The sequence below is a fragment of the Yersinia enterocolitica subsp. enterocolitica genome (genome assembly GCF_901472495.1).
In the GTDB taxonomy this organism is placed as follows: domain Bacteria; phylum Pseudomonadota; class Gammaproteobacteria; order Enterobacterales; family Enterobacteriaceae; genus Yersinia; species Yersinia enterocolitica.
In genome coordinates this window covers 4,157,567-4,177,513 of record NZ_LR590469.1, presented here as the reverse complement: position 1 = coordinate 4,177,513, position 19,947 = coordinate 4,157,567, and the positions used below count along the sequence as shown (strand labels likewise).

Sequence of the window (19,947 nt, the reverse complement as noted above, 5' to 3'; positions counted from 1 at the left end):
AGTTTACCATAGCCTGAGCCAGGTTGCGACGGACTCACCCGCCGCAGATATAACCTGTTGATAGCCCTAAGCACTGACAGTAAAGCCCAGCATCATGCCGGTATCTTCATGTTCCAGCAGGTGACAGTGAGCCATATAAGGGTTGCTGGTTGGGGCCAGGTGGTTAAAACGCACCAATATTTCACTGCGAGCGCCTTCCACTCGCACGGTATCTTTCCAACCACGGCGATGCTCCGCAGGTGGGTTGCCGTTTTCGGTCAGAATACGGAACTGCGTACCGTGAACATGGAATGGATGCAACATCATGTCGCCTTCACCGGAAACCGTCCATTTCTCATATTTGCCCTGTTTGGCATCAAATGCTGCTTCGGTCATGGAAAAGGCTTTGCCATTGATCATATTGGCATGGCTGAAATCAAAAGCAGGAGCCGCGGTCATCGCTCCATGATTCATACCTTTCATATTGCCATGGTCCATCCCTGCCATGCCGCCATTATCCATCCCGCCCATATTGCCGTGATCCATGCTCATCCCTGCCATAGCTTGCATACCATAACGGCTCATCAACGCCTGCATGCCCAGCATATCCAGTTTAGGGTCCATCATCAGTTGGAACCAACGCTCTTGCAGCCCTGTGGCATCAGCAAGTGGCGGCACCACGACCAATGAATCTGGCAGCACTTTACTGCCTGCAACTAATGAAGGTTGAAGCCGTAATACCGGCAGTGGCTTATCAAATGGCACTAATGTCATGCCCATCTGTTTTACCGGCAAAGTGACCAAATCAAGTGCCTTGCCATCTGAGGTATCCAGCAACACCTCGAAACGCTCGCCCATCAGTATCGGCAATTCGCGCACCGCAACTGGTTCGGCCAAGAGACCACCGTCACTGCCAATCACATACATTGGGCGGCCATCGCTAAGAGCCAGATTCAGAGATCGTGCATTACACCCATTCAGCAGCCGCAAGCGCACCCAGCCACGCGGGGTAATTTGCTGCGGATACTGAGCACCATTGGTGAACATTCGATCACCGAACCACCCCACCGCAGCCGTCATTACATCCAGTTGATAATCAATCTGGCCATCTTTACCGAATAATTTATCCTGCAAAATGACCGGGATATCATCCACGCCCCACTGTTTCGGCAGCGGCAGTTTTTCGCTGTCACTATCATCTATCAGCACTAATCCTCCTAGCCCCATTGCGACCTGACGGCCGGTGATACCGTGGGTATGGGGATGGAACCAGCAGGTGGCGGCGGGTTGTTCTACTGTAAATGCTACCTGGCGTTTGGCCCCCGGCTGAATCAGCGCCTGTGGCCCACCATCGACGTCGCCGGGAATTTCCAGTCCGTGCCAGTGCACCGTTGTGGCTTCCGGTAAGGAATTGGTGATATTAATCGTGACCGGCTTACCGCGCTGCAAGCGGATCGCTGGCCCTAATAAGTTGCCGTTATAGCCCCAGGTTTGAGTGGCGGCAGAGGGCAACCAGGCCATAGAACCCGTTTGGATGTTCAGATTAATGTTGCCACGGGTATCGGGTTGAAGTAATGGCGGGATGGGTAAAGGTGAAAAATCTGCGGCCAAAGCCGCGCGGCTCCATAAAGGCAGTGAAGTGGCGGCTCCAAGAGCTGCCGTTAACTTAATAAAATCACGGCGATGCATGGTCGTCTCCATTCTTGATTGTGGGTAAGTGATGGTGCGTAAGTGCCTACAGGGTACAAAAACAGCATTGTACGCCAGCATAAACCTTCCCCTTGAGGGAAGGTCAAGGAGTAATCAATCACTTTGTGAATCAATCCCCGTATATACCCACACGGGGAGCATAATAAAATTTACTCTGAACCATCACAGTGTGATAACGTCTGCTAACAATGAATAAGCCAGTCTCCGCTATGAAAAGAACAACATTAGTTATGCTGCTGCTCACTCTGTGCGGATTCTCATCTGCCAGTTCTGCATTAAGTGAATCTGAAGCAGAAGATCTTGCCGATCTGACTGCGGTATTCGTTTATCTGAAAAATGATTGTGGCTATAACGAATTACCCAATAATGAAATCAAACGGGCAATTGTCTATTTTGCTCAACAAAATCGCTGGGATCTGCGTAACTACAATAGCTTTAATATGAAAGCCTTGGGCGAAGAGAGCTATCGCGACCTGCGGGGCATTGCGATCCCAGCTCCTACCAAATGCAAATCTCTGGCTCGTGACTCTTTAAGTTTATTGGCCTACGCTAACTAGCGATCCCGCATTTACCCTTTCAGCCTAAAATTCAGCCGTGCAACCTCAGCTAGAGTTGGCTATGATGTTGCCCCCATTTTTCATGGCTGTTACTGCGAAGGAGAAGCCCCGAACATGTCACAGAAAGAACTATGGTATGAAACATTACATGCCAACTTCGGCCAGTATTTTTCAGTAGAAAATGTACTGTACCGCGAGAAAACCGAGCACCAGGATTTGGTGATTTTTGAGAACCCTGTGCTGGGTCGGGTAATGGCGTTGGATGGCGTGGTGCAGACCACCGAACGCGATGAGTTTATCTATCACGAAATGATGACACACGTCCCTTTGTTGGCCCACGGTCAGGCAAAGAAAGTGCTTATCATCGGTGGCGGCGATGGCGCGATGCTACGCGAAGTTAGCCGTCACAAAAATATCGAACAGATTACCATGGTAGAAATTGACGCCGGTGTGGTCGAGTTCTGCCGCCAGTATCTGCCCAATCATAGCGCGGGAGCCTATGATGACCCCCGTTTCAAGCTGGTTATTGATGATGGCGTCAACTTCGTTAATCAAACGACGGAAAAGTTCGATGTCATTATCTCTGACTGTACTGACCCCATTGGGCCAGGGGAAAGCCTGTTCACATCGGCTTTCTATGAAGGATGTGCCCGTAGCTTGAATGAAGGCGGCATCTTTGTTGCACAAAACGGCGTGTGCTTCCTGCAACAAGATGAAGCGGTTGATAGCCATAATAAGCTTAGCCATTATTTTAAAGATGTCAGTTTTTATCAGGCAGCCATTCCGACATATTACGGCGGTATCATGACCTTCGCCTGGGCGACGCAAAACCGACAGTTGCGCCAGTTGGATATCACCACGCTACAACAGCGTTTTGTCGAAGCGGGTCTGACCTGCCGCTACTATAACCCAGCCATTCATGTCGGCAGCTTTGCTTTGCCGCAGTATCTGCTGGATGCCTTAACGACCAAACGTTGATAATCCGTAAGGAGGTGAACTAAATTGTCCAAGCTTAAACTGCACGGCTTCAACAACCTGACTAAAAGCCTGAGTTTTTGTATTTACGATATTTGTTATGCCAAGACCGCAGACGACCGCGATGGCTATATCGCCTACATTGACGAACAGTATAATGCCAACCGCCTGACTGAGATCTTGACTGAAACCTGCTCGATCATTGGCGCGAATATTTTGAATATCGCCCGCCAGGATTATGATCCTCAGGGGGCAAGTGTCACGATTTTGGTCAGCGAAGAGCCGGTTGATCCACGCGATGTTGATACATCAGAGCACCCAGGCCCGCTGCCAAGTGCCGTTGTCGCCCATCTGGACAAGAGCCATATCTGCGTCCATACCTATCCGGAAAGCCACCCTGAAGGTGGATTATGTACTTTCCGTGCAGATATCGAAGTCTCGACCTGTGGCGTCATTTCACCGCTGAAAGCACTGAATTACCTGATCCACCAGTTGGAATCCGATATTGTCACCATGGATTATCGGGTGCGTGGTTTTACCCGTGATATCAACGGGGTAAAACATTTCATCGATCATAAAATCAACTCGATTCAGAACTTCATGTCTGACGATATGAAATCGCTGTATCACATGATGGATGTGAATGTTTATCAAGAAAATATCTTCCATACCAAAATGATGCTGAAAGATTTCGATTTGAAGCATTATCTGTTTAACGCCAAGCCAGAAGAGCTAAGCGCGGAAGAGAGAGAACGAATTACCCACCTGCTTTATAAAGAAATGCAGGAAATCTACTATGGCCGCAATGTGCCAGAAGTGTGATGTCGTTTGGGTAATATCAAGTCTAAAATCCCGGTTTTTCGCCGGGATTTTTGATTAAGGCAGTTGAGCAAGTAGGGTTTTAACTTTATCGGTATCTTCAGGATGAAGTTGGAGATACTTTTCACAGGCCAATTTGACATATTTGAAACCTACGGACTCTGGAACAATAACCTCCCTTAATATCACCTGCGACATCAAACCTAATATCACCTTTATGGCTGACGATATTTTTAGCATTAACAGTGTTCGCTTTTTCCATTGATATTAATCGAATACTATTAGCATACATACCGCCCAACTCTTTGGTATCTAATACTATTAAGGGCTTTGTCTCTTTTGATAATAGTGGCTGGATATCACCGTTTTGATAGCCAACCTGATTGGTAGCCAGTATCACATCAAGCTGATTAGCACGGATTTCACCGTGAAGATTTAGTCCACGACTGATGATTGCCACATTGTTCTGATTAAGAGTATTAAACCCTTTAAACCCCACAGCAATTGCCGGGTGCAGCGGCTGTACTGCGGTAAGATAAATCAGAAGCCAACTGGCGATGCGCATCCGTGCATTACTGAATTCTGCCATAACATCACCGTCCTGATATGTGTACTGAAGAAGTCGCAGAGTGCTATCACTTCTGCCGGTTATCCTTTATTCCGTCAATTAAAGATACAACTCAGGAATAGCTCGTATTTTAACCACTTTCGGGGCGGTTTTTTATCGTGGTTTGGCTGAGTTTATTTATTAATTTATTGTTTATTAAACTAAAACTTATTAGTGGATAATCAGAAAGCACAGATCTCGATTAAATAATAACGGTGGTGGATCTATGACATAATTAAGCAATAATTGATCTCCCACTATTCCCATCGCCCTGACCCGCAAGGTATAAGAAGATCCTATTTTCTCCGTCTAATATCGCACAAGGATGATGCCCCTGTTATGAACCGCCTCCCGACCCTGTATGGCATTATTGCGATCCTACTCTGGAGCATGAGTGTCGCCTTGACGCGTGGGTTATCTGAAACGTTAGGGCCATTTGGCGCGGGTGCAGCCATTTACACCGTCAGTGGTATTTTGGTGTGGCTGGTGGCGGGTAAACCGACCGTACGCGGGCAACATCCGGCTTATCTATACGGTTGTGGTTTGCTGTTTGTGGTGTATATGGTGGCTTTTGCCTTAGCCATTGGAATGGCGAATGATCGCCAGCAAACTCTCGAAATCGGTCTGATCAATTACCTGTGGCCAAGCCTGACGCTGCTATTGGCGGTACCGTTACTTAAACTCCGTGCACGATGGTGGCTCTGGCCGGGCGCAGCGCTGGCCCTGTTTGGTGTGATTTGGGTGGTCAGTGGTGGGAATGGGCTGGATATCAAAGTGCTCAGTGCCAATGTTAGCAGTAACCCATTGGCTTATAGTCTGGCGCTAATTGCGGCCTTTACCTGGGCCGGTTACTCCAATCTGGTGCGGGTATACAGCCGAGGGCCTGGGGCATTGCCACTGTTTCTGCTCGCCTGTGCGCTATGCCTGTGGGTGATGTTCTTTATGCTGACACCCGGTAAGTTGCATTTCACCCAACGCGCCACTTTTGAACTGCTGCTGATGGGGGCCAATACCGCACTGGCCTATCTATGCTGGGATATCGCCATGAAAAAAGGCAACGCCACACTGGTCGCTGCCCTGTCTTACTTCACACCTTTGTTATCAATACTGATTGCCAGTTTATGGCTCAATACTCCCCCCTCAGCCGCATTCTGGCCGGGTGTTGCTATGGTAGTGCTCGGCTCGTTGTTATGTTGGTCTGCCAGCCGCACACCCCTTCGGATTTGAAGCCGCAGGTAGGCAGCAACTCCACGATCTTGGAGTAAATATTTTATTTAGAAATGATGAAGTTACGATAGCCTTGCAACACCCGCAGAAAGTCCTCTAAACCACACAGGCAGAGGCTTTCTTCGTCATAGTAATTCATCCCTTCTTCCATCTCGTCGCCTTCAATATCTAATTGATTGGCGCGCACCATCACTTCTTCACCATCCAGCCACAAGGTATATTCATGACCATCCAGTTGCCACTGGCGTTCACTGCCTTTGACTTCAGCTGCGGCGGCTTCAATTTGATCAAGTTTGGCTAAATCGCCTTTAATTTCTTCATTGAGCCAGTGGCCGATCACTTCATGTCCCATGGAGAATCTGACCAGTACTTGCCCGGTTAAATCACGCAAAAATTCATAGTCCATAGCACGTCCTCCTGATGCCCTTCTAATTATTGTAACCGTATTGAGTTATCTCACTTGGCGCAAGCTCGCAAAGCCAGTAAATAGCGGCAATATTTCACTTTTAAAATAGAAACGGGAGGCCATAGGCCTCCCGTCAGATAGGTATTATACATCAATACCCAAGGTAATTGGTGTTGCAGGTATAGCGGCTTACACGGCGGTTTGGAAAATCACACCATCCGCTTTATCCGTATATTGGCTCAACTGATCAAAATTCAGATACCGGTAAGTATCTGCTGCGGTCTTATCAACCTGAGCCATATAAGTTTGATATTCATCAGGAGTTGGCAGACGCCCAAGCAGTGATGCAATTGCTGCCAGTTCAGCCGAAGCCAGATAAACATTCGCCCCATTCCCCAAGCGGTTCGGGAAGTTACGGGTCGAAGTAGAAACAACCGTCGCCCCATCTGCTACACGTGCCTGGTTACCCATACACAGCGAGCAGCCTGGGATCTCAACACGGGCACCACTCTTACCAAAGACACTGTAGTAGCCCTCTTCGGTCAGTTGCGCGGCATCCATTTTGGTCGGCGGCGCGACCCACAGGCGGGTTGGCAACTGGCCTTTGTGTTGATCCAGTAGCTTACCGGCCGCACGGAAATGCCCAATATTGGTCATGCAGGAGCCGATAAACACTTCATCGATTTTGCTATTAGCCACATCTGACAGTAAGCGGGCATCATCCGGATCATTAGGCGCACAGAGAATCGGCTGGGTTATTTCCGCCAGATCGATTTCGATCACCGCAGCGTATTCCGCATCCGCATCACCTTCCAGCAGATTTGGGTTAGCCAACCAGCTTTCCATACCATTGGCACGGCGCTCCAGTGTACGACGGTCGCCGTAACCTTCCGCTATCATCCACTTCAACAACACAATGTTGGATTGCAAGTATTCAATGATCGGCGCTTTATCCAGTTTGATGGTACAACCGGCAGCAGAACGCTCGGCGGAAGCATCAGCCAGCTCAAATGCTTGTTCAACTTTCAGCTCTGGTAAGCCTTCAATTTCCAGAATTCGACCAGAGAAGATGTTCTTCTTGCCTTGTTTCTCAACTGTCAGCAGGCCTTCCTGAATCGCGTAGTAAGGGATAGCATGCACCAGATCACGCAGGGTGATACCCGGCTGCATTTTACCCTTAAAGCGCACTAACACCGATTCAGGCATGTCCAGAGGCATTACGCCTGTTGCTGCCGCAAAGGCCACCAGACCAGAACCCGCCGGGAAGGAAATGCCGATAGGGAAACGGGTGTGGGAGTCACCACCGGTACCGACAGTGTCCGGTAACAACATACGGTTGAGCCATGAGTGGATGATGCCATCACCCGGGCGCAGTGACACGCCGCCACGGTTCATAATAAAGTCAGGTAATGTGTGATGAGTGGTCACGTCTACAGGCTTCGGATAGGCCGCAGTATGACAGAATGACTGCATCACCAGATCAGCGGAGAAGCCCAGACACGCCAAGTCTTTCAGCTCATCACGGGTCATTGGGCCGGTGGTATCTTGTGAACCGACCGAGGTCATTTTAGGTTCGCAGTATTCACCTGGGCGCACACCTGCAACGCCACAGGCACGACCGACCATTTTCTGTGCCAGCGAGAAACCTTTGTTACTCTTAGCAACCGGCTTCGCCACACGGAACACTTCGCTAACTGGCAGGCCCAGAGATTCGCGCGCTTTGGTGGTCAAACCGCGGCCGACGATCAATGGGATACGGCCACCGGCGCGCACTTCATCCAACAACACGTCAGTTTTCAGTTCGAAAGTGGCTAAAATTGCGCCAGTATCATGGTGTCGCACTTCGCCCAGATACGGGAAGATATCAATTACATCGCCCATCTTCAGGTTGCTGACATCTACTTCGATTGGCAATGCACCCGCATCTTCCATGGTGTTAAAGAAGATTGGCGCAATTTTGCTGCCCAGCACCACACCACCGCCGCGCTTATTCGGCACGTAAGGGATGTCGTCGCCCATAAACCACAGTACCGAGTTGGTGGCTGATTTACGAGAAGAACCGGTTCCGACAACATCGCCAACATAAGCCAGTGGGAAACCTTTTTTATTCAGCTCTTCAATCTGTTTGATTGGGCCAACACTGCCCGGTTGATCCGGATGAATGCCTTCACGGGCATTTTTCAGCATCGCCAGCGCATGCAGTGGGATATCAGGGCGCGACCAGGCATCTTGAGCCGGAGACAAGTCATCGGTATTGGTTTCACCGGTTACTTTGAATACGGTTACCGTGATTTTCTCAGCCAAAGGTGGGCGGGAGAGATACCATTCGGCATCAGCCCAGGATTGCATAATTTTCTTGGCGTGAGGATTACCTGCTTTGGCTTTTTCTTCTACATCGTAGAAGTTATCAAACATCAGCAAGGTGTGAGATAAAGCTTTGCCCGCAATCGGCGCCAGCTTTTCATTATCTAACGCATCAATCAACGGATGAATATTATAACCACCCTGCATGGTACCAAGCAGTTCAATTGCTTTCTCAGGGGTAATCAGTGGGGAGTGGGCTTCACCTTTGGCTATGGCCGCCAGAAAACCGGCTTTAACATAAGCTGCTTCATCAACACCGGGGGGGACACGGTTAATCAGCAGATCTAACAGGAATTCATCTTCGCCCGCCGGCGGATTTTTTAATGATTCAACCAGCGCTGCCATTTGTGATGCATCTAATGGCTTGGGGACGATACCCTCAGCGGCACGCTCGGCCACGTGCTTACGGTATTCTTCTAGCACGACTCTCTCCTCGCTTTTATTGTCATATATTTTTCTTGGCTTATCTGTAGTCACCAGCCATCATCAATGATGCACCAGGTGTAAGGTAAGATGCCCAGTTTCGCTCAGCCAGCATACCAGTATTTGAACTCAGTGTTAATTCGTTCACATAAAAGCAACATTAAATTTTTGCTGAATCGTTGAGCACAGTGTAATCACCTGAACTATTGATAACCGCTCTCAGTTAGCCCCTTGCAAGAGGGCAAATATCCGCAAAACCTCCCCGCATAATAACCATACATTAGGAATGGATACCATCTCTCGGTGAAAATCTCGTGCTGTTGATAGGGCTTTTAGAACGCGGAATGAGGAGGAGAAAATATTGTGGCGATAAATGAAGCAGAAACAGCCGATAATGACGGTTCCTGCATTTTCGGGTAAAGCGGATTTAATAGCCCGGTGACTGGCGGGGCGACTGCACCGATGGGCGCTCCGGCGGCCTAAGCCGCTACGACCCATTCGGTACATTTCCCCGCTTATCAACTCCGTTATTGCTATGAAAAACCACTATTTTTAGGTGATTTTCCTAACGGTTAAAACTGGGTATTCAAGCTAATAAAATATGTCCGGCCAGGCTCATTATAGGTTGCTGCACCGGCACCGGCGATATTTGCGACGTTCTGGGCATTACCCTCACGGAACTGGCGTTTATCGAACAAGTTTTCAATACCGGTGGTCACACTGACATTTTTGGTCACTGTGTAGCTGGCGCTCAGACCAAAGATGGCGTACGGACTAACTTCATTGCGCGCCGTACCGGTGACTGGCAGACCCTGATAGTCATATTTCTTCGGTTTCTGACGCCCATACCATGTCACGGTAGACAGTAAGGACAAATCATCCGTAGCCTGCCAATTCACTGAGCTGTTCAGGGTAAACTCCGGTGTGATAGATAAGTAATCACCGGTAGATTTGTTCTTCGACTCCAGCATGTAGGTCAGGTTACTGCTCCATTGCACCGTGTCAGTGAAGGGTACCGTCAGGTTACCTTCCAGCCCTTCAACCAAGGCTTTCGGCACATTTTCCCATTTGAAAATATCGGAATTAGCATAAGTTCCGGTACCGCCATTAGCTGTCCCCAGGGAGACTAAACCTGGCTCAATCTTATTACGGTAATCGTTACGGAAATAAGTGATACCCGCAATAATGCCATCATCATGGAATTCGAAACCGATCTCTTTGTTGACGCTGGTTTCTGCTGACAAATCGTCATTACCCATCAAGTAACAACTGCCGCCGCCGCCATAGCAACCCTGACCACGGCTATACAGCAGATAATTTGGGTTGGTTTGATAGAGGTTTGGCGCTTTATAGGCGCGGGCAATCCCCATTTTCATGGTGAAGTAATCGCCCAGTTCCTGTGACAGGTTTAACCCCGGACTCCAATTGCTCCCTGCGGTACTGTGATGGTCAAAACGCAGCGCTGGGGTCAGCATTGTGGTGTCTGTCAGCTCGATATTATCTTCAACAAACACCGACGCTATCTGTGCTGAGGTGCGCGTATTTCGGCCTGTTCCCGTTAAACCACTGACACTGCCACCCTCAGTCGTCGTCTGGGTGTTGGAAGTCGGGTCATTCATTTTCTGGTCATTCCATTCCGCACCGACAGTCAGCACTTGATTAACCCCTAACTCAAATGGCAGGTTAACCTCGGAATGGGCCAGATAGTTGTCCAGCTTGATTGTACTGAAATAATTATTTGAGAAGATACCCTCGGTACCCCCTGCCAGCCCCTCATTAATACGTGAGTTGCGGGTATTTTCATACTGTACATAGGAGGTGGTACTGACACCGTTATCCCAAAAACCACGGTGCGTTAACGAGAAATTATCGCGATACATCACGTTGGTTTCCGCGCCATATAGGCTGCGCACAATGGCATTGCTGTTGGTATTTTGTGTATCACCAGCATAAATATTCCCCTGACGGCTATAGCCCGCCTCGAACTCCAGGGATTGGCCCTGCGCAAACTCCCAACGCAGTAACCCGTTGATATCTTTATTACGAACCCCTTCACGCCCAGCAGGCAATGTGCCAGCCTGATTACCGGTTCGGGCAGATTCATGGCCTTGGTTAATATCCCAATCATCAGCATCAGTTTTATTGTATCCACCGTATAAACGGAAACTGACGGTATCACTGAGTGGCCCCAACAGGCTGAAGTCAGTACGACGGGTCGCGCCCTCTTCGCTATGTTGCGGCAGATTCATGTAAGCATTCCAACTGCCATGCAGTTCTTTGTCCGGCTGTTTGGTGATGATATTCACCACCCCACCGGCGGCACCATTACCATAGCGCGCGGCGGCTGGCCCACGTAATACTTCGATTTTCTCAACCATATTCGCCGGAACCCAGTTGGTATCACCACGGGTATCGCGCTCACCACGCCAGCCATAACGCACCGCATTGCGGCTCGAAACGGGAATGCCATCAATCATAATTAGGGTATTTTCAGGCCCCATGCCGCGAATATCGATCTGGCGGTTATTCCCGCGCTGACCGCTGGCTGAGTTACCGGAGAGGTTAACGCCAGGCATGGTACGGATAATTTCAGACAAATCATTAGCTGGAGGTCGTTTGCGGATATCTTCCGCCGTGATAGTCGAGGCGCCAAGTGCTTGACGGACTTGCTGCTGGGCCGTGACTACCAAGGTATCGCCAGTGGTTGCTTTGTTGTCAGTCGCCGTTGTTTCTTTTTGTTGTGTTGCGGCTGTATCAGACCCTGCCTGAGTGGTATCTTGTGTCTGCGCCCAAAGCGGAGTCGAAATGCAGATACCAATCAAGCTCGCTAAGGTCGTCAGAGAGCGCCGCTGCCATTTTACTTTCATTACACTTTCCCCGATGCAAACGCCCACAGCAAATGTCAGCAGAGGAAAGTCTCTGCCAATCTATTCATAGGGCAACAAAAACGAACAAGATTGATAATTATTTTCATTATCAATTCATCTGGCTAATTGTTACATTTGCCATCAGAAAAATGGTTTGTGCAAACAGCAAAACCCTTTGTTATAAAGTCAATGTTGTCAAAACATGAATATCTTTAGAGAGGCCATCATGTCGGCGGTGAAGAAAAACAAGTTGCGCAATATTTCCCCGTCATCCAAACCGATTTATCGCGACCAAATTGTGCAACAGTCAAATCTGGTGGCCAGCGACTATCAACTGAGTGGCGCGAAGTCATTGTCCACTGATCCGGTTTTGTATGGCGATTTTCAAGTATTACGTCTGAATCCGCATCTGATCCTGCATACCGCGAATGTGACTAACCTCTACGATATCAAAACTCAGAATCAGCTCAATCCGGCGCTGAAGCTAGCAATTGTGGTCAGTGGCAGTGCACATATCTCATTTGGCGGTAAAGAACTGCATTTGCAGGAAAAGGGCGATGCCTCACTGGTTTCCCTGACTGAAAACACCCTATTTACTCGCCACGGTAAGAACAATAGCCATGAGCGCACTCTGACCCTCACCTTTGACCGTGAATGGCTGTATGGCGATCTATTACCGCAAGCCGGTTCTTGGGATACGTTATACAACTTTACTCAGCAACATCTGGCGATTCATTTATGGCGGCCATCAGTTCACGCCCAAGCCATCGCCCAGAAAATAGCGAGTGCTCCGCCCTTTGCAACTCCACTGGAACGTTTGCATTGTGAAACACAATGTATTGGCTTAATTATCGAAGCATTCAGTTCGCTGGAGCAGCAGGCGTTACAGCAAAATAAAGTCTCTTTACGTGGCATGAATCGAATCCAGCAAGTACGTGATTGGCTGGAAAGTGGCGAGGCAGACCATCTATCGATGAGTGAATTGGCGCGTTTGGTCAATATGAGTCAAAGCACTTTGCAGCGGCGTTTTCGTGAAAGCTACAACATTACGGTATTTGAGTATTTACGCCATTGCCGTTTAAAGCGCGCCATGCTGGCTATCCAGAAAGAAGGGATCACTATCGATCAAGCGGCAACTATTGCGGGTTATACCAGCCCGGCGAATTTCGCTACGGCGTTGCGCCGCACTTTCGATATTTCGCCCAGCCAATTACGAGTTGGGGTTATCTTTGATCGCTAAAATTATTGATCGCTAAAGTTATTGATCGTTAAAAACTAAGCGATCAAAAGCGCCTGATTTATACCATCCCTTAAACAAAAAAACGCCCCCTATTCAGGAGCCGTCTCAGACTGCTGACAAACCTCAAGGACTCGATCTTGCAAGGTGAAGGCAGGTAGAAGAGTAAAGCGTCCGCGCCAGGGAGGGGTTTACGGCGTCTTTACGATCTGCCTGTTTTCACCGTTACGGGCACTTTGTCATTAACCTCAAACGGCCCCTATTCAGGAGCCGTCTATTATCTTACTGCGTCAGCGAAAACTTATTTCTTTTTCGCTTTCGGGTTAGGCAAGTCAGTAATGCTACCTTCGTAGATTTCTGCTGCCAGGCCGACAGATTCATGCAACGTTGGGTGAGCATGGATAGTTAATGCGATATCTTCAGCATCACAACCCATCTCGATTGCCAGACCGATTTCACCTAACAGTTCACCACCGTTAGTCCCGACAATTGCACCACCGATGATACGGTGTGTTTCTTTGTCGAAAATCAATTTGGTCATACCGTCTGCACAATCAGACGCGATAGCACGACCTGATGCCGCCCACGGGAAGGTGGAGGTTTCGTAGCTGATGCCCTTTTCTTTGGCTTCTTTCTCGGTCAAACCAACCCATGCGACTTCTGGTTCAGTGTACGCAATGGATGGAATAACTTTCGGATCGAAGTAATGCTTCATGCCGGAGATAACTTCAGCAGCAACATGGCCTTCGTGAACACCTTTATGTGCCAGCATTGGCTGACCCACGATGTCACCGATAGCAAAGATGTGCGGTACGTTGGTACGCAGTTGTTTATCAACGTGGATAAAGCCACGTTCGTCAACTTCAACGCCAGCCTGACCTGCATCCAGTAATTTACCGTTAGGGACACGGCCGATAGCCACCAGCACTGCATCATAACGCTGTGGTTCTGCTGGCGCTTTTTTGCCTTCCATCGTGACATAGATACCGTCTTCTTTGGCTTCTACCGCAGTCACTTTGGTTTCCAGCATCAGGTTGAATTGCTTACTGATACGTTTGGTAAAGACCTTCACTACGTCTTTGTCAGCAGCCGGAATAACTTGATCAGCCATTTCGACTACATCAATCTTCGACCCCAACGCATGGTAAACCGTACCCATTTCCAGACCGATGATCCCGCCGCCCATGACCAGCAAACGCTCAGGAACGGTTTTCAGTGCCAGCGCATCAGTGGAGTCCCAAACACGTGGGTCTTCATGAGGAATGAATGGCAGTTGGATTGGACGAGAGCCAGCGGCGATAATCGCGTTATCGAAAGTAATGGTCGTCGGGCCGTTTTCACCCTCAACCACTAGGGTGTTAGCGCCAGTGAACTTACCTAAACCGTTAACTACTTTGACTTTACGGCCTTTAGCCATACCTGCCAAGCCACCGGTTAACTGATTGATAACTTTCTCTTTCCAAACACGTACTTTATCAATATCAGTTTTAGGCTCGCCAAACACGATACCGTGTTCAGCTAATGCTTTAGCTTCTTCGATAACTTTAGCGACGTGCAACAACGCTTTGGATGGGATACAACCGACATTCAGGCAAACACCACCCAGAGTGGCGTAACGCTCAACCAGAATGGTTTCTAAACCTAAATCCGCGCAACGAAAAGCAGCAGAGTACCCTGCTGGGCCTGCCCCAAGTACCACGACCTGAGTTTTAATTTCAGTACTCATCATGACCTCTTAATTGTTTGTCCGGCGAAATACCCTTCATCTTTCAAACTGTAGGCGCGTTAGCTGCTCTCACTAATCCGAATCACTTACTGGTGTAAGCTCATCGGAGTTATCTCGTTTGCCGCCTTCCTACAACTTGAAATCTATTGGGTATCTTAGGCTAATTAGTTAGGCTAATTAATTTCATAATGCCGTTCATCCACCGGGATACTGACACGCGGCAGTTTACAGAATTGTTAATAAACTGAAAAGCCGCATCGCGTGACGAGTGTCTCAACAACCTTGTCGACTTATGTAACGAGCCGACAAAGCCGGTTCATAACTGTCTTTTGTCTGTCTGTAATAGTAATAAGGCCGGCACTAAGCCGGCCTTGTCGATTACATCACCAGACGGCGAATGTCGGCCAGCATATTGTTGATGATAGTGATAAAGCGCGCACCATCAGCACCGTCTATCACACGGTGGTCGAAGGAGAGCGACATCGGCATCATCAGACGCGGCTGGAACTCTTTACCGTTCCAGACTGGCTCTATCGCAGACTTGGAGACACCCAAGATAGCCACTTCCGGCGCGTTAACAATCGGCGCGAAGTGAGTTGTCCCGATACCGCCCAAGCTGGAGATGGTGAAGCAACCGCCCTGCATTTCGCCAGCGGTCAGCTTGCCATCACGAGCTTTCTTCGAGATAGCCATCAGTTCACGGGACAGTTCAGTGATGCTTTTCTTGTTCACATCCTTGAATACCGGAACGACCAAACCATTTGGCGTATCTACCGCAACACCGATATTGATGTACTTTTTCAGCGTCAACTTCTGGCCATCTTCGGACAGTGAGCTGTTGAAACGTGGCATCTGCTCAAGGGCAGCAGCAACAGCTTTCATGATGAACACCACTGGGGTGAACTTCACGTCCAGTTTACGCTTAGCAGCTTCGTCGTTCTGCAGCTTACGGAACGCTTCCAGATCGGTGATATCGGTTTTGTCGAAGTGAGTGACATGTGGAATCATGACCCAGTTACGGCTCAAGTTAGCACCAGAGATTTTCTGGATACGACCCAATTCCACTTCTTCGATTTCGCCAAACTTGCTGAAATCAACTTTCGGCCAAGGCAGCATGCCTGGCAGACCACCACCGGTGGCAGCTGCGGGAGCCGCTTCAGCACGTTTGACCGCATCTTTCACATAAGCCTGAACGTCTTCGCGCAGGATACGGCCTTTACGACCAGTACCTTTCACTTTCGCCAGATTTACGCCAAATTCACGGGCCAAACGACGGATAACCGGCGTTGCATGCACGTAAGCATCATTCTCAGCGAATTCGCCTTTGCTGTTGCTGGCAGTTGGTGCCGATACAGCAGCGGCTTTGGCCGGCGCAGCGGCAGGTGCGGCTTGCTGGGCTGGTGCAGCAGCAGGTGCCGCGCCTTCCACTTCAAACACCATGATCAAAGAACCGGTTTTCACTTTGTCGCCGGTGTTAATTTTGATCTCTTTCACGATGCCCGCGAAGGGTGCCGGAACTTCCATCGAAGCTTTATCACCTTCAACGGTAATCAGTGATTGTTCAGCGGCAACTTTATCGCCCACTTTCACCATCACTTCTGTGACTTCAACTTCATCACCACCAATGTCTGGTACTTCAACATTTTTGGCAGCAGAGGCAGCCGGTGCAGCAGGAGCTGCCGGTGCTGACTCAGTTACCGCAGCGGGTGCCGCTGCACCTGCCACTTCAAATACCATAATCAGAGAACCAGTGCTGACTTTATCACCAGTGTTGATTTTGATCTCTTTAACCGTACCGGCGAATGGCGCAGGCACTTCCATAGAAGCTTTATCGCCCTCTACCGTGATAAGAGATTGTTCAGCCGCAACAGTGTCGCCCACTTTGACCATCACTTCAGTGACTTCAACTTCATCACCGCCGATATCGGGTACTTCAACATTTTTAACAGCCAATGCTGCAGGAGCCGCTGCCGGAGCAGGGGCCGCTGATTTCTCTTCCGCTTTAGCCGGTGCCGCAGCGGCACCTGTTGCTTCGAAGATCATCATTAGTTTGCCGGTTGCAACAGTATCGCCAACCGCAATTTTGATTTCTTTAACCACACCGGCCTGTGGTGAAGGGACTTCCATAGAAGCTTTATCACCTTCAACAGTGATAAGTGATTGCTCAGCTTCAACGGTATCACCCACTTTCACCATAATTTCGGTGACTTCAACTTCATCTGCACCGATGTCCGGTACTTTGATTTCGATAGACATTATTCAGTACCTCTTAAGCCAGACGCGGGTTAACTTTTTCTGGGTTGATGTTGAATTTCTTAATCGCATCAGCGACCACAGAAGCTTCAATTTCACCGCGTTTAGCCAGTTCACCCAGAGCAGCAACCACCACGTAAGAAGCATCAACTTCGAAGTGGTGACGCAGGTTTTCGCGGCTGTCTGAACGACCGAAGCCGTCAGTACCCAGTACGCGATAATCGCTGGCTGGTACGAAAGTACGAACCTGCTCGGCAAACAGTTTCATGTAGTCGGTAGACGCTACCGCTGGTGCTTCATTCATCACCTGAGCGATGTATGGCACACGTGGAGTTTCAGTTGGGTGCAGCATGTTCCAACGCTCACAGTCCTGACCATCACGCGCCAGTTCGGTGAAGGAGGTTACGCTGTAGGTGTCAGAACCTACGCCGTAGTCGTTAGCCAGAATCTGAGCGGCTTCACGCACATGACGCAGGATCGAACCAGAACCCAGCAACTGTACTTTACCGTTCTTACCTTCCAGGGTTTCCAGCTTGTAGATACCTTTACGGATACCTTCTTCTGCGCCCTGTGGCATGGCTGGCATGTGGTAGTTTTCGTTCAGCGTGGTCAGGTAGTAATAGATGTTTTCTTGCGCATCACCGTACATACGCACCAGGCCATCATGCATGATGACAGCAACTTCATACGCATAAGCAGGGTCATAAGAGATACAGTTCGGGATAGTCAGTGACTGAATGTGGCTGTGACCATCTTCATGTTGCAGACCTTCACCGTTCAGCGTGGTACGACCTGAAGTACCACCGATCAAGAAGCCGCGTGCCTGTTGATCACCCGCTGCCCAGCACAGATCGCCAATACGTTGGAAACCGAACATGGAGTAGTAGATATAGAACGGGATCATTGGCAGGTCGTTGGTGCTGTATGACGTCGCAGCAGCCAGCCAGGAAGAAGCAGCACCCAGTTCGTTGATCCCTTCTTGCAGGATCTGGCCTTTTTCGTCTTCTTTGTAATAAGCAACCTGTTCACGGTCTTGCGGGGTGTACTGCTGACCATTCGGGCTGTAAATACCAATCTGACGGAACAGACCTTCCATACCGAAGGTACGCGCTTCATCAGCGATGATTGGAACAATGCGGTCTTTGATAGACTTGTTCTTCAGCATCACGTTCAACGCACGTACGAAGGCGATAGTGGTAGAAATTTCTTTGTTCTGCTCTTCCAGCAAGGAGCTGAAATCTGACAATGCTGGCATTTCCAGCTTTTCAGTGAACTTAGGCATACGAGTTGGCACATAGCCTTCCAGCGCCTGACGACGTTCGTGCAGATACTTGTACTCTTCGGAATCTTTTTCGAAGGTAATGTATGGCAGTTTTTCGATATCAGCATCAGCAACAGGTACGTTGAAACGATCGCGGAAGTGGTGAACCCCTTCCATGTTCATTTTCTTCACCTGGTGGGCGATATTTTTACCTTCAGCTGTTTCGCCCATGCCGTAACCTTTAATGGTGTGGGCCAGGATAACAGTTGGTTTGCCAGTGGTTTCTTGTGCTTTTTTCAGTGCAGCAAAGACTTTCTTCGGATCATGACCGCCACGGTTCAGAGACCAGATCTCGTCGTCGCTCATGTCTTTCACTAATGCAGCAGTTTCTGGGAAACGGCCAAAGAAGTGTTCGCGCACATAAGCGCCGTCTTTGGATTTGAAGGTTTGGTAGTCGCCATCCAGCGTTTCGTTCATCAGTTGGATCAGTTTACCGCTGGTATCTTTCCGCAGCAGCTCATCCCAACGACCACCCCAAATCACTTTCAGAACCTGCCAGCCAGCACCACTGAAGATACCTTCCAGCTCATTAATGATTTTGCCGTTACCGGTAACCGGGCCATCAAGGCGCTGCAAGTTACAGTTGATAACGAAAACCAGGTTATCCAGTTTTTCACGGGTGGCGATGGTGATCGCACCTTTGGATTCTGGCTCATCCATCTCGCCGTCGCCCAGGAAGGCGTATACGGTCTGTGCTGAAGTGTCTTTCAGACCACGGTGAGACAGATATTTCAGGAACTTAGCCTGATAGATGGCACTGATTGGGCCAAGGCCCATAGAGACAGTAGGGAACTGCCAGAATTCAGGCATCAGTTTCGGGTGCGGGTAAGAAGACAAACCTTTACCGTCAACTTCCTGACGGAAGTTATCCATCTGTTCTTGTGTCAAGCGGCCTTCAAGGAAGGCACGTGCGTAAACGCCCGGAGAGATGTGACCCTGGAAGTAAACCAGATCGCCGCCGTCTTTTTGGTTACGAGCACGGAAGAAGTGGTTGAAGCAAACCTCGTAGAAGGTAGCAGAAGATTGGAAGGATGCCATGTGGCCGCCCAAATCCAGATCTTTCTTCGATGCACGCAACACGGTCATCACGGCATTCCAACGGATCGCGGAACGAATACGACGCTCCAGCTCCAGGTTGCCAGGATAAGCCGGTTCTTCTTCTACCGGGATAGTATTGATGTAATCACGGCTGGCTGAACCAGCTGCAACACTCACACCACCTTTACGGGCTTCGCCCAAAACCTGATCAATCAGATACTGAGCACGCTCAACACCCTCTTCACGGATGACCGATTCGATCGCCTGTAGCCAGTCGCGGGTTTCGATCGGATCCACGTCATTATTTAAACGTTCTGACATGGTGGTATTCCTTATCTGTTTCTAATGGTTTATTTGGAGCCTATCTTCCTGTGCTTTAACCCCAGGCTAAAGCACGTGCCCTGGTGAAAACACCGGAAGATAGGCCCATCAGTTTAG

General features: G+C 49.3%; 12 protein-coding genes and 2 pseudogenes. 5 read left to right on the top strand and 9 right to left on the bottom strand.

The annotated features are described in order from the left end of the window. Positions 1-66: 66 nt before the first annotated feature. The gene (cueO, locus tag FGL26_RS19655) at positions 67-1,668 is read right to left on the bottom strand and encodes a multicopper oxidase CueO (RefSeq protein ID WP_032912579.1); all 1,602 of its coding nucleotides are present in this window, start codon (positions 1,666-1,668) and stop codon (positions 67-69) included. A gap of 230 nt (positions 1,669-1,898) precedes the next feature. Between cueO and FGL26_RS19650 the strand changes: the two genes are divergently transcribed. The 3 genes from FGL26_RS19650 to speD all read left to right on the top strand — a co-directional run bounded on the left by FGL26_RS19650 (position 1,899) and on the right by speD (position 4,043). Next, positions 1,899-2,246, top strand: coding sequence for a YacC family pilotin-like protein (locus tag FGL26_RS19650; RefSeq protein WP_005167131.1), 348 nt, complete (start codon positions 1,899-1,901; stop codon positions 2,244-2,246). A 114-nt stretch (positions 2,247-2,360) separates the two neighbouring features. Next, positions 2,361-3,224 (top strand): polyamine aminopropyltransferase, encoded by an 864-nt coding sequence (gene speE / locus FGL26_RS19645; RefSeq protein ID WP_005167130.1) that lies wholly within the window; start codon positions 2,361-2,363, stop codon positions 3,222-3,224. 24 nt (positions 3,225-3,248) lie between these two features. Then, on the top strand, positions 3,249-4,043 hold the full coding sequence (speD, locus tag FGL26_RS19640) for an adenosylmethionine decarboxylase (protein ID WP_005156788.1): 795 nt from the start codon (positions 3,249-3,251) through the stop codon (positions 4,041-4,043). A 54-nt stretch (positions 4,044-4,097) separates the two neighbouring features. On the opposite strand, the pseudogene cdiI reads toward speD, so the two are convergent. Both cdiI and FGL26_RS19635 read right to left on the bottom strand, forming a co-directional pair. Beyond that, a pseudogene (cdiI, locus tag FGL26_RS21535) lies at positions 4,098-4,214 on the bottom strand (ribonuclease toxin immunity protein CdiI); the annotation flags it as partial. Further along, a pseudogene (locus tag FGL26_RS19635) lies at positions 4,213-4,548 on the bottom strand (two-partner secretion domain-containing protein); the annotation flags it as partial. The pseudogenes cdiI and FGL26_RS19635, both read right to left, overlap by 2 nt. 438 nt (positions 4,549-4,986) lie before the next feature. Between FGL26_RS19635 and yddG the strand changes: the two are divergent. After that, positions 4,987-5,874, top strand: a complete 888-nt coding sequence (yddG, locus tag FGL26_RS19630; RefSeq protein ID WP_005167123.1) for an aromatic amino acid DMT transporter YddG — start codon at positions 4,987-4,989, stop codon at positions 5,872-5,874. 43 nt (positions 5,875-5,917) lie between these two features. Here the strand turns inward: yddG and yacL are convergent, their stop codons facing one another. The 3 genes from yacL to FGL26_RS19615 all read right to left on the bottom strand — a co-directional run bounded on the left by yacL (position 5,918) and on the right by FGL26_RS19615 (position 11,934). Next, positions 5,918-6,280 (bottom strand): protein YacL, encoded by a 363-nt coding sequence (gene yacL / locus FGL26_RS19625; protein WP_005167120.1) that lies wholly within the window; start codon positions 6,278-6,280, stop codon positions 5,918-5,920. A gap of 189 nt (positions 6,281-6,469) precedes the next feature. Continuing rightward, entirely contained in the window at positions 6,470-9,067 is a 2,598-nt protein-coding gene (gene acnB, locus FGL26_RS19620; RefSeq protein ID WP_138060266.1) for a bifunctional aconitate hydratase 2/2-methylisocitrate dehydratase, read from the bottom strand. A gap of 572 nt (positions 9,068-9,639) precedes the next feature. Then, complete coding sequence (locus tag FGL26_RS19615; RefSeq protein ID WP_005167116.1) at positions 9,640-11,934, bottom strand: TonB-dependent siderophore receptor; 2,295 nt, start codon at positions 11,932-11,934, stop codon at positions 9,640-9,642. Between the two features lie 226 nt (positions 11,935-12,160). Between FGL26_RS19615 and FGL26_RS19610 the strand changes: the two genes are divergently transcribed. Next, positions 12,161-13,174, top strand: a complete 1,014-nt coding sequence (locus tag FGL26_RS19610; RefSeq protein WP_005167114.1) for a helix-turn-helix transcriptional regulator — start codon at positions 12,161-12,163, stop codon at positions 13,172-13,174. A gap of 298 nt (positions 13,175-13,472) precedes the next feature. On the opposite strand, the gene lpdA is transcribed toward FGL26_RS19610, so the two are convergent. From lpdA to aceE, 3 genes are all read right to left on the bottom strand, one after another. Further along, entirely contained in the window at positions 13,473-14,897 is a 1,425-nt protein-coding gene (gene lpdA, locus FGL26_RS19600; RefSeq protein ID WP_005156808.1) for a dihydrolipoyl dehydrogenase, read from the bottom strand. Between the two features lie 378 nt (positions 14,898-15,275). Further along, positions 15,276-17,153 carry a pyruvate dehydrogenase complex dihydrolipoyllysine-residue acetyltransferase gene (gene aceF, locus FGL26_RS19595; RefSeq protein WP_005167112.1) on the bottom strand — a complete coding sequence of 626 codons (1,878 nt, stop codon included), beginning with the start codon at positions 17,151-17,153 and terminating at the stop codon, positions 15,276-15,278. A 13-nt stretch (positions 17,154-17,166) separates the two neighbouring features. Then, positions 17,167-19,830: a pyruvate dehydrogenase (acetyl-transferring), homodimeric type gene (gene aceE, locus FGL26_RS19590; RefSeq protein WP_005156812.1), complete on the bottom strand. Its 2,664-nt coding sequence runs from the start codon at positions 19,828-19,830 to the stop codon at positions 17,167-17,169. Positions 19,831-19,947: the final 117 nt, after the last annotated feature.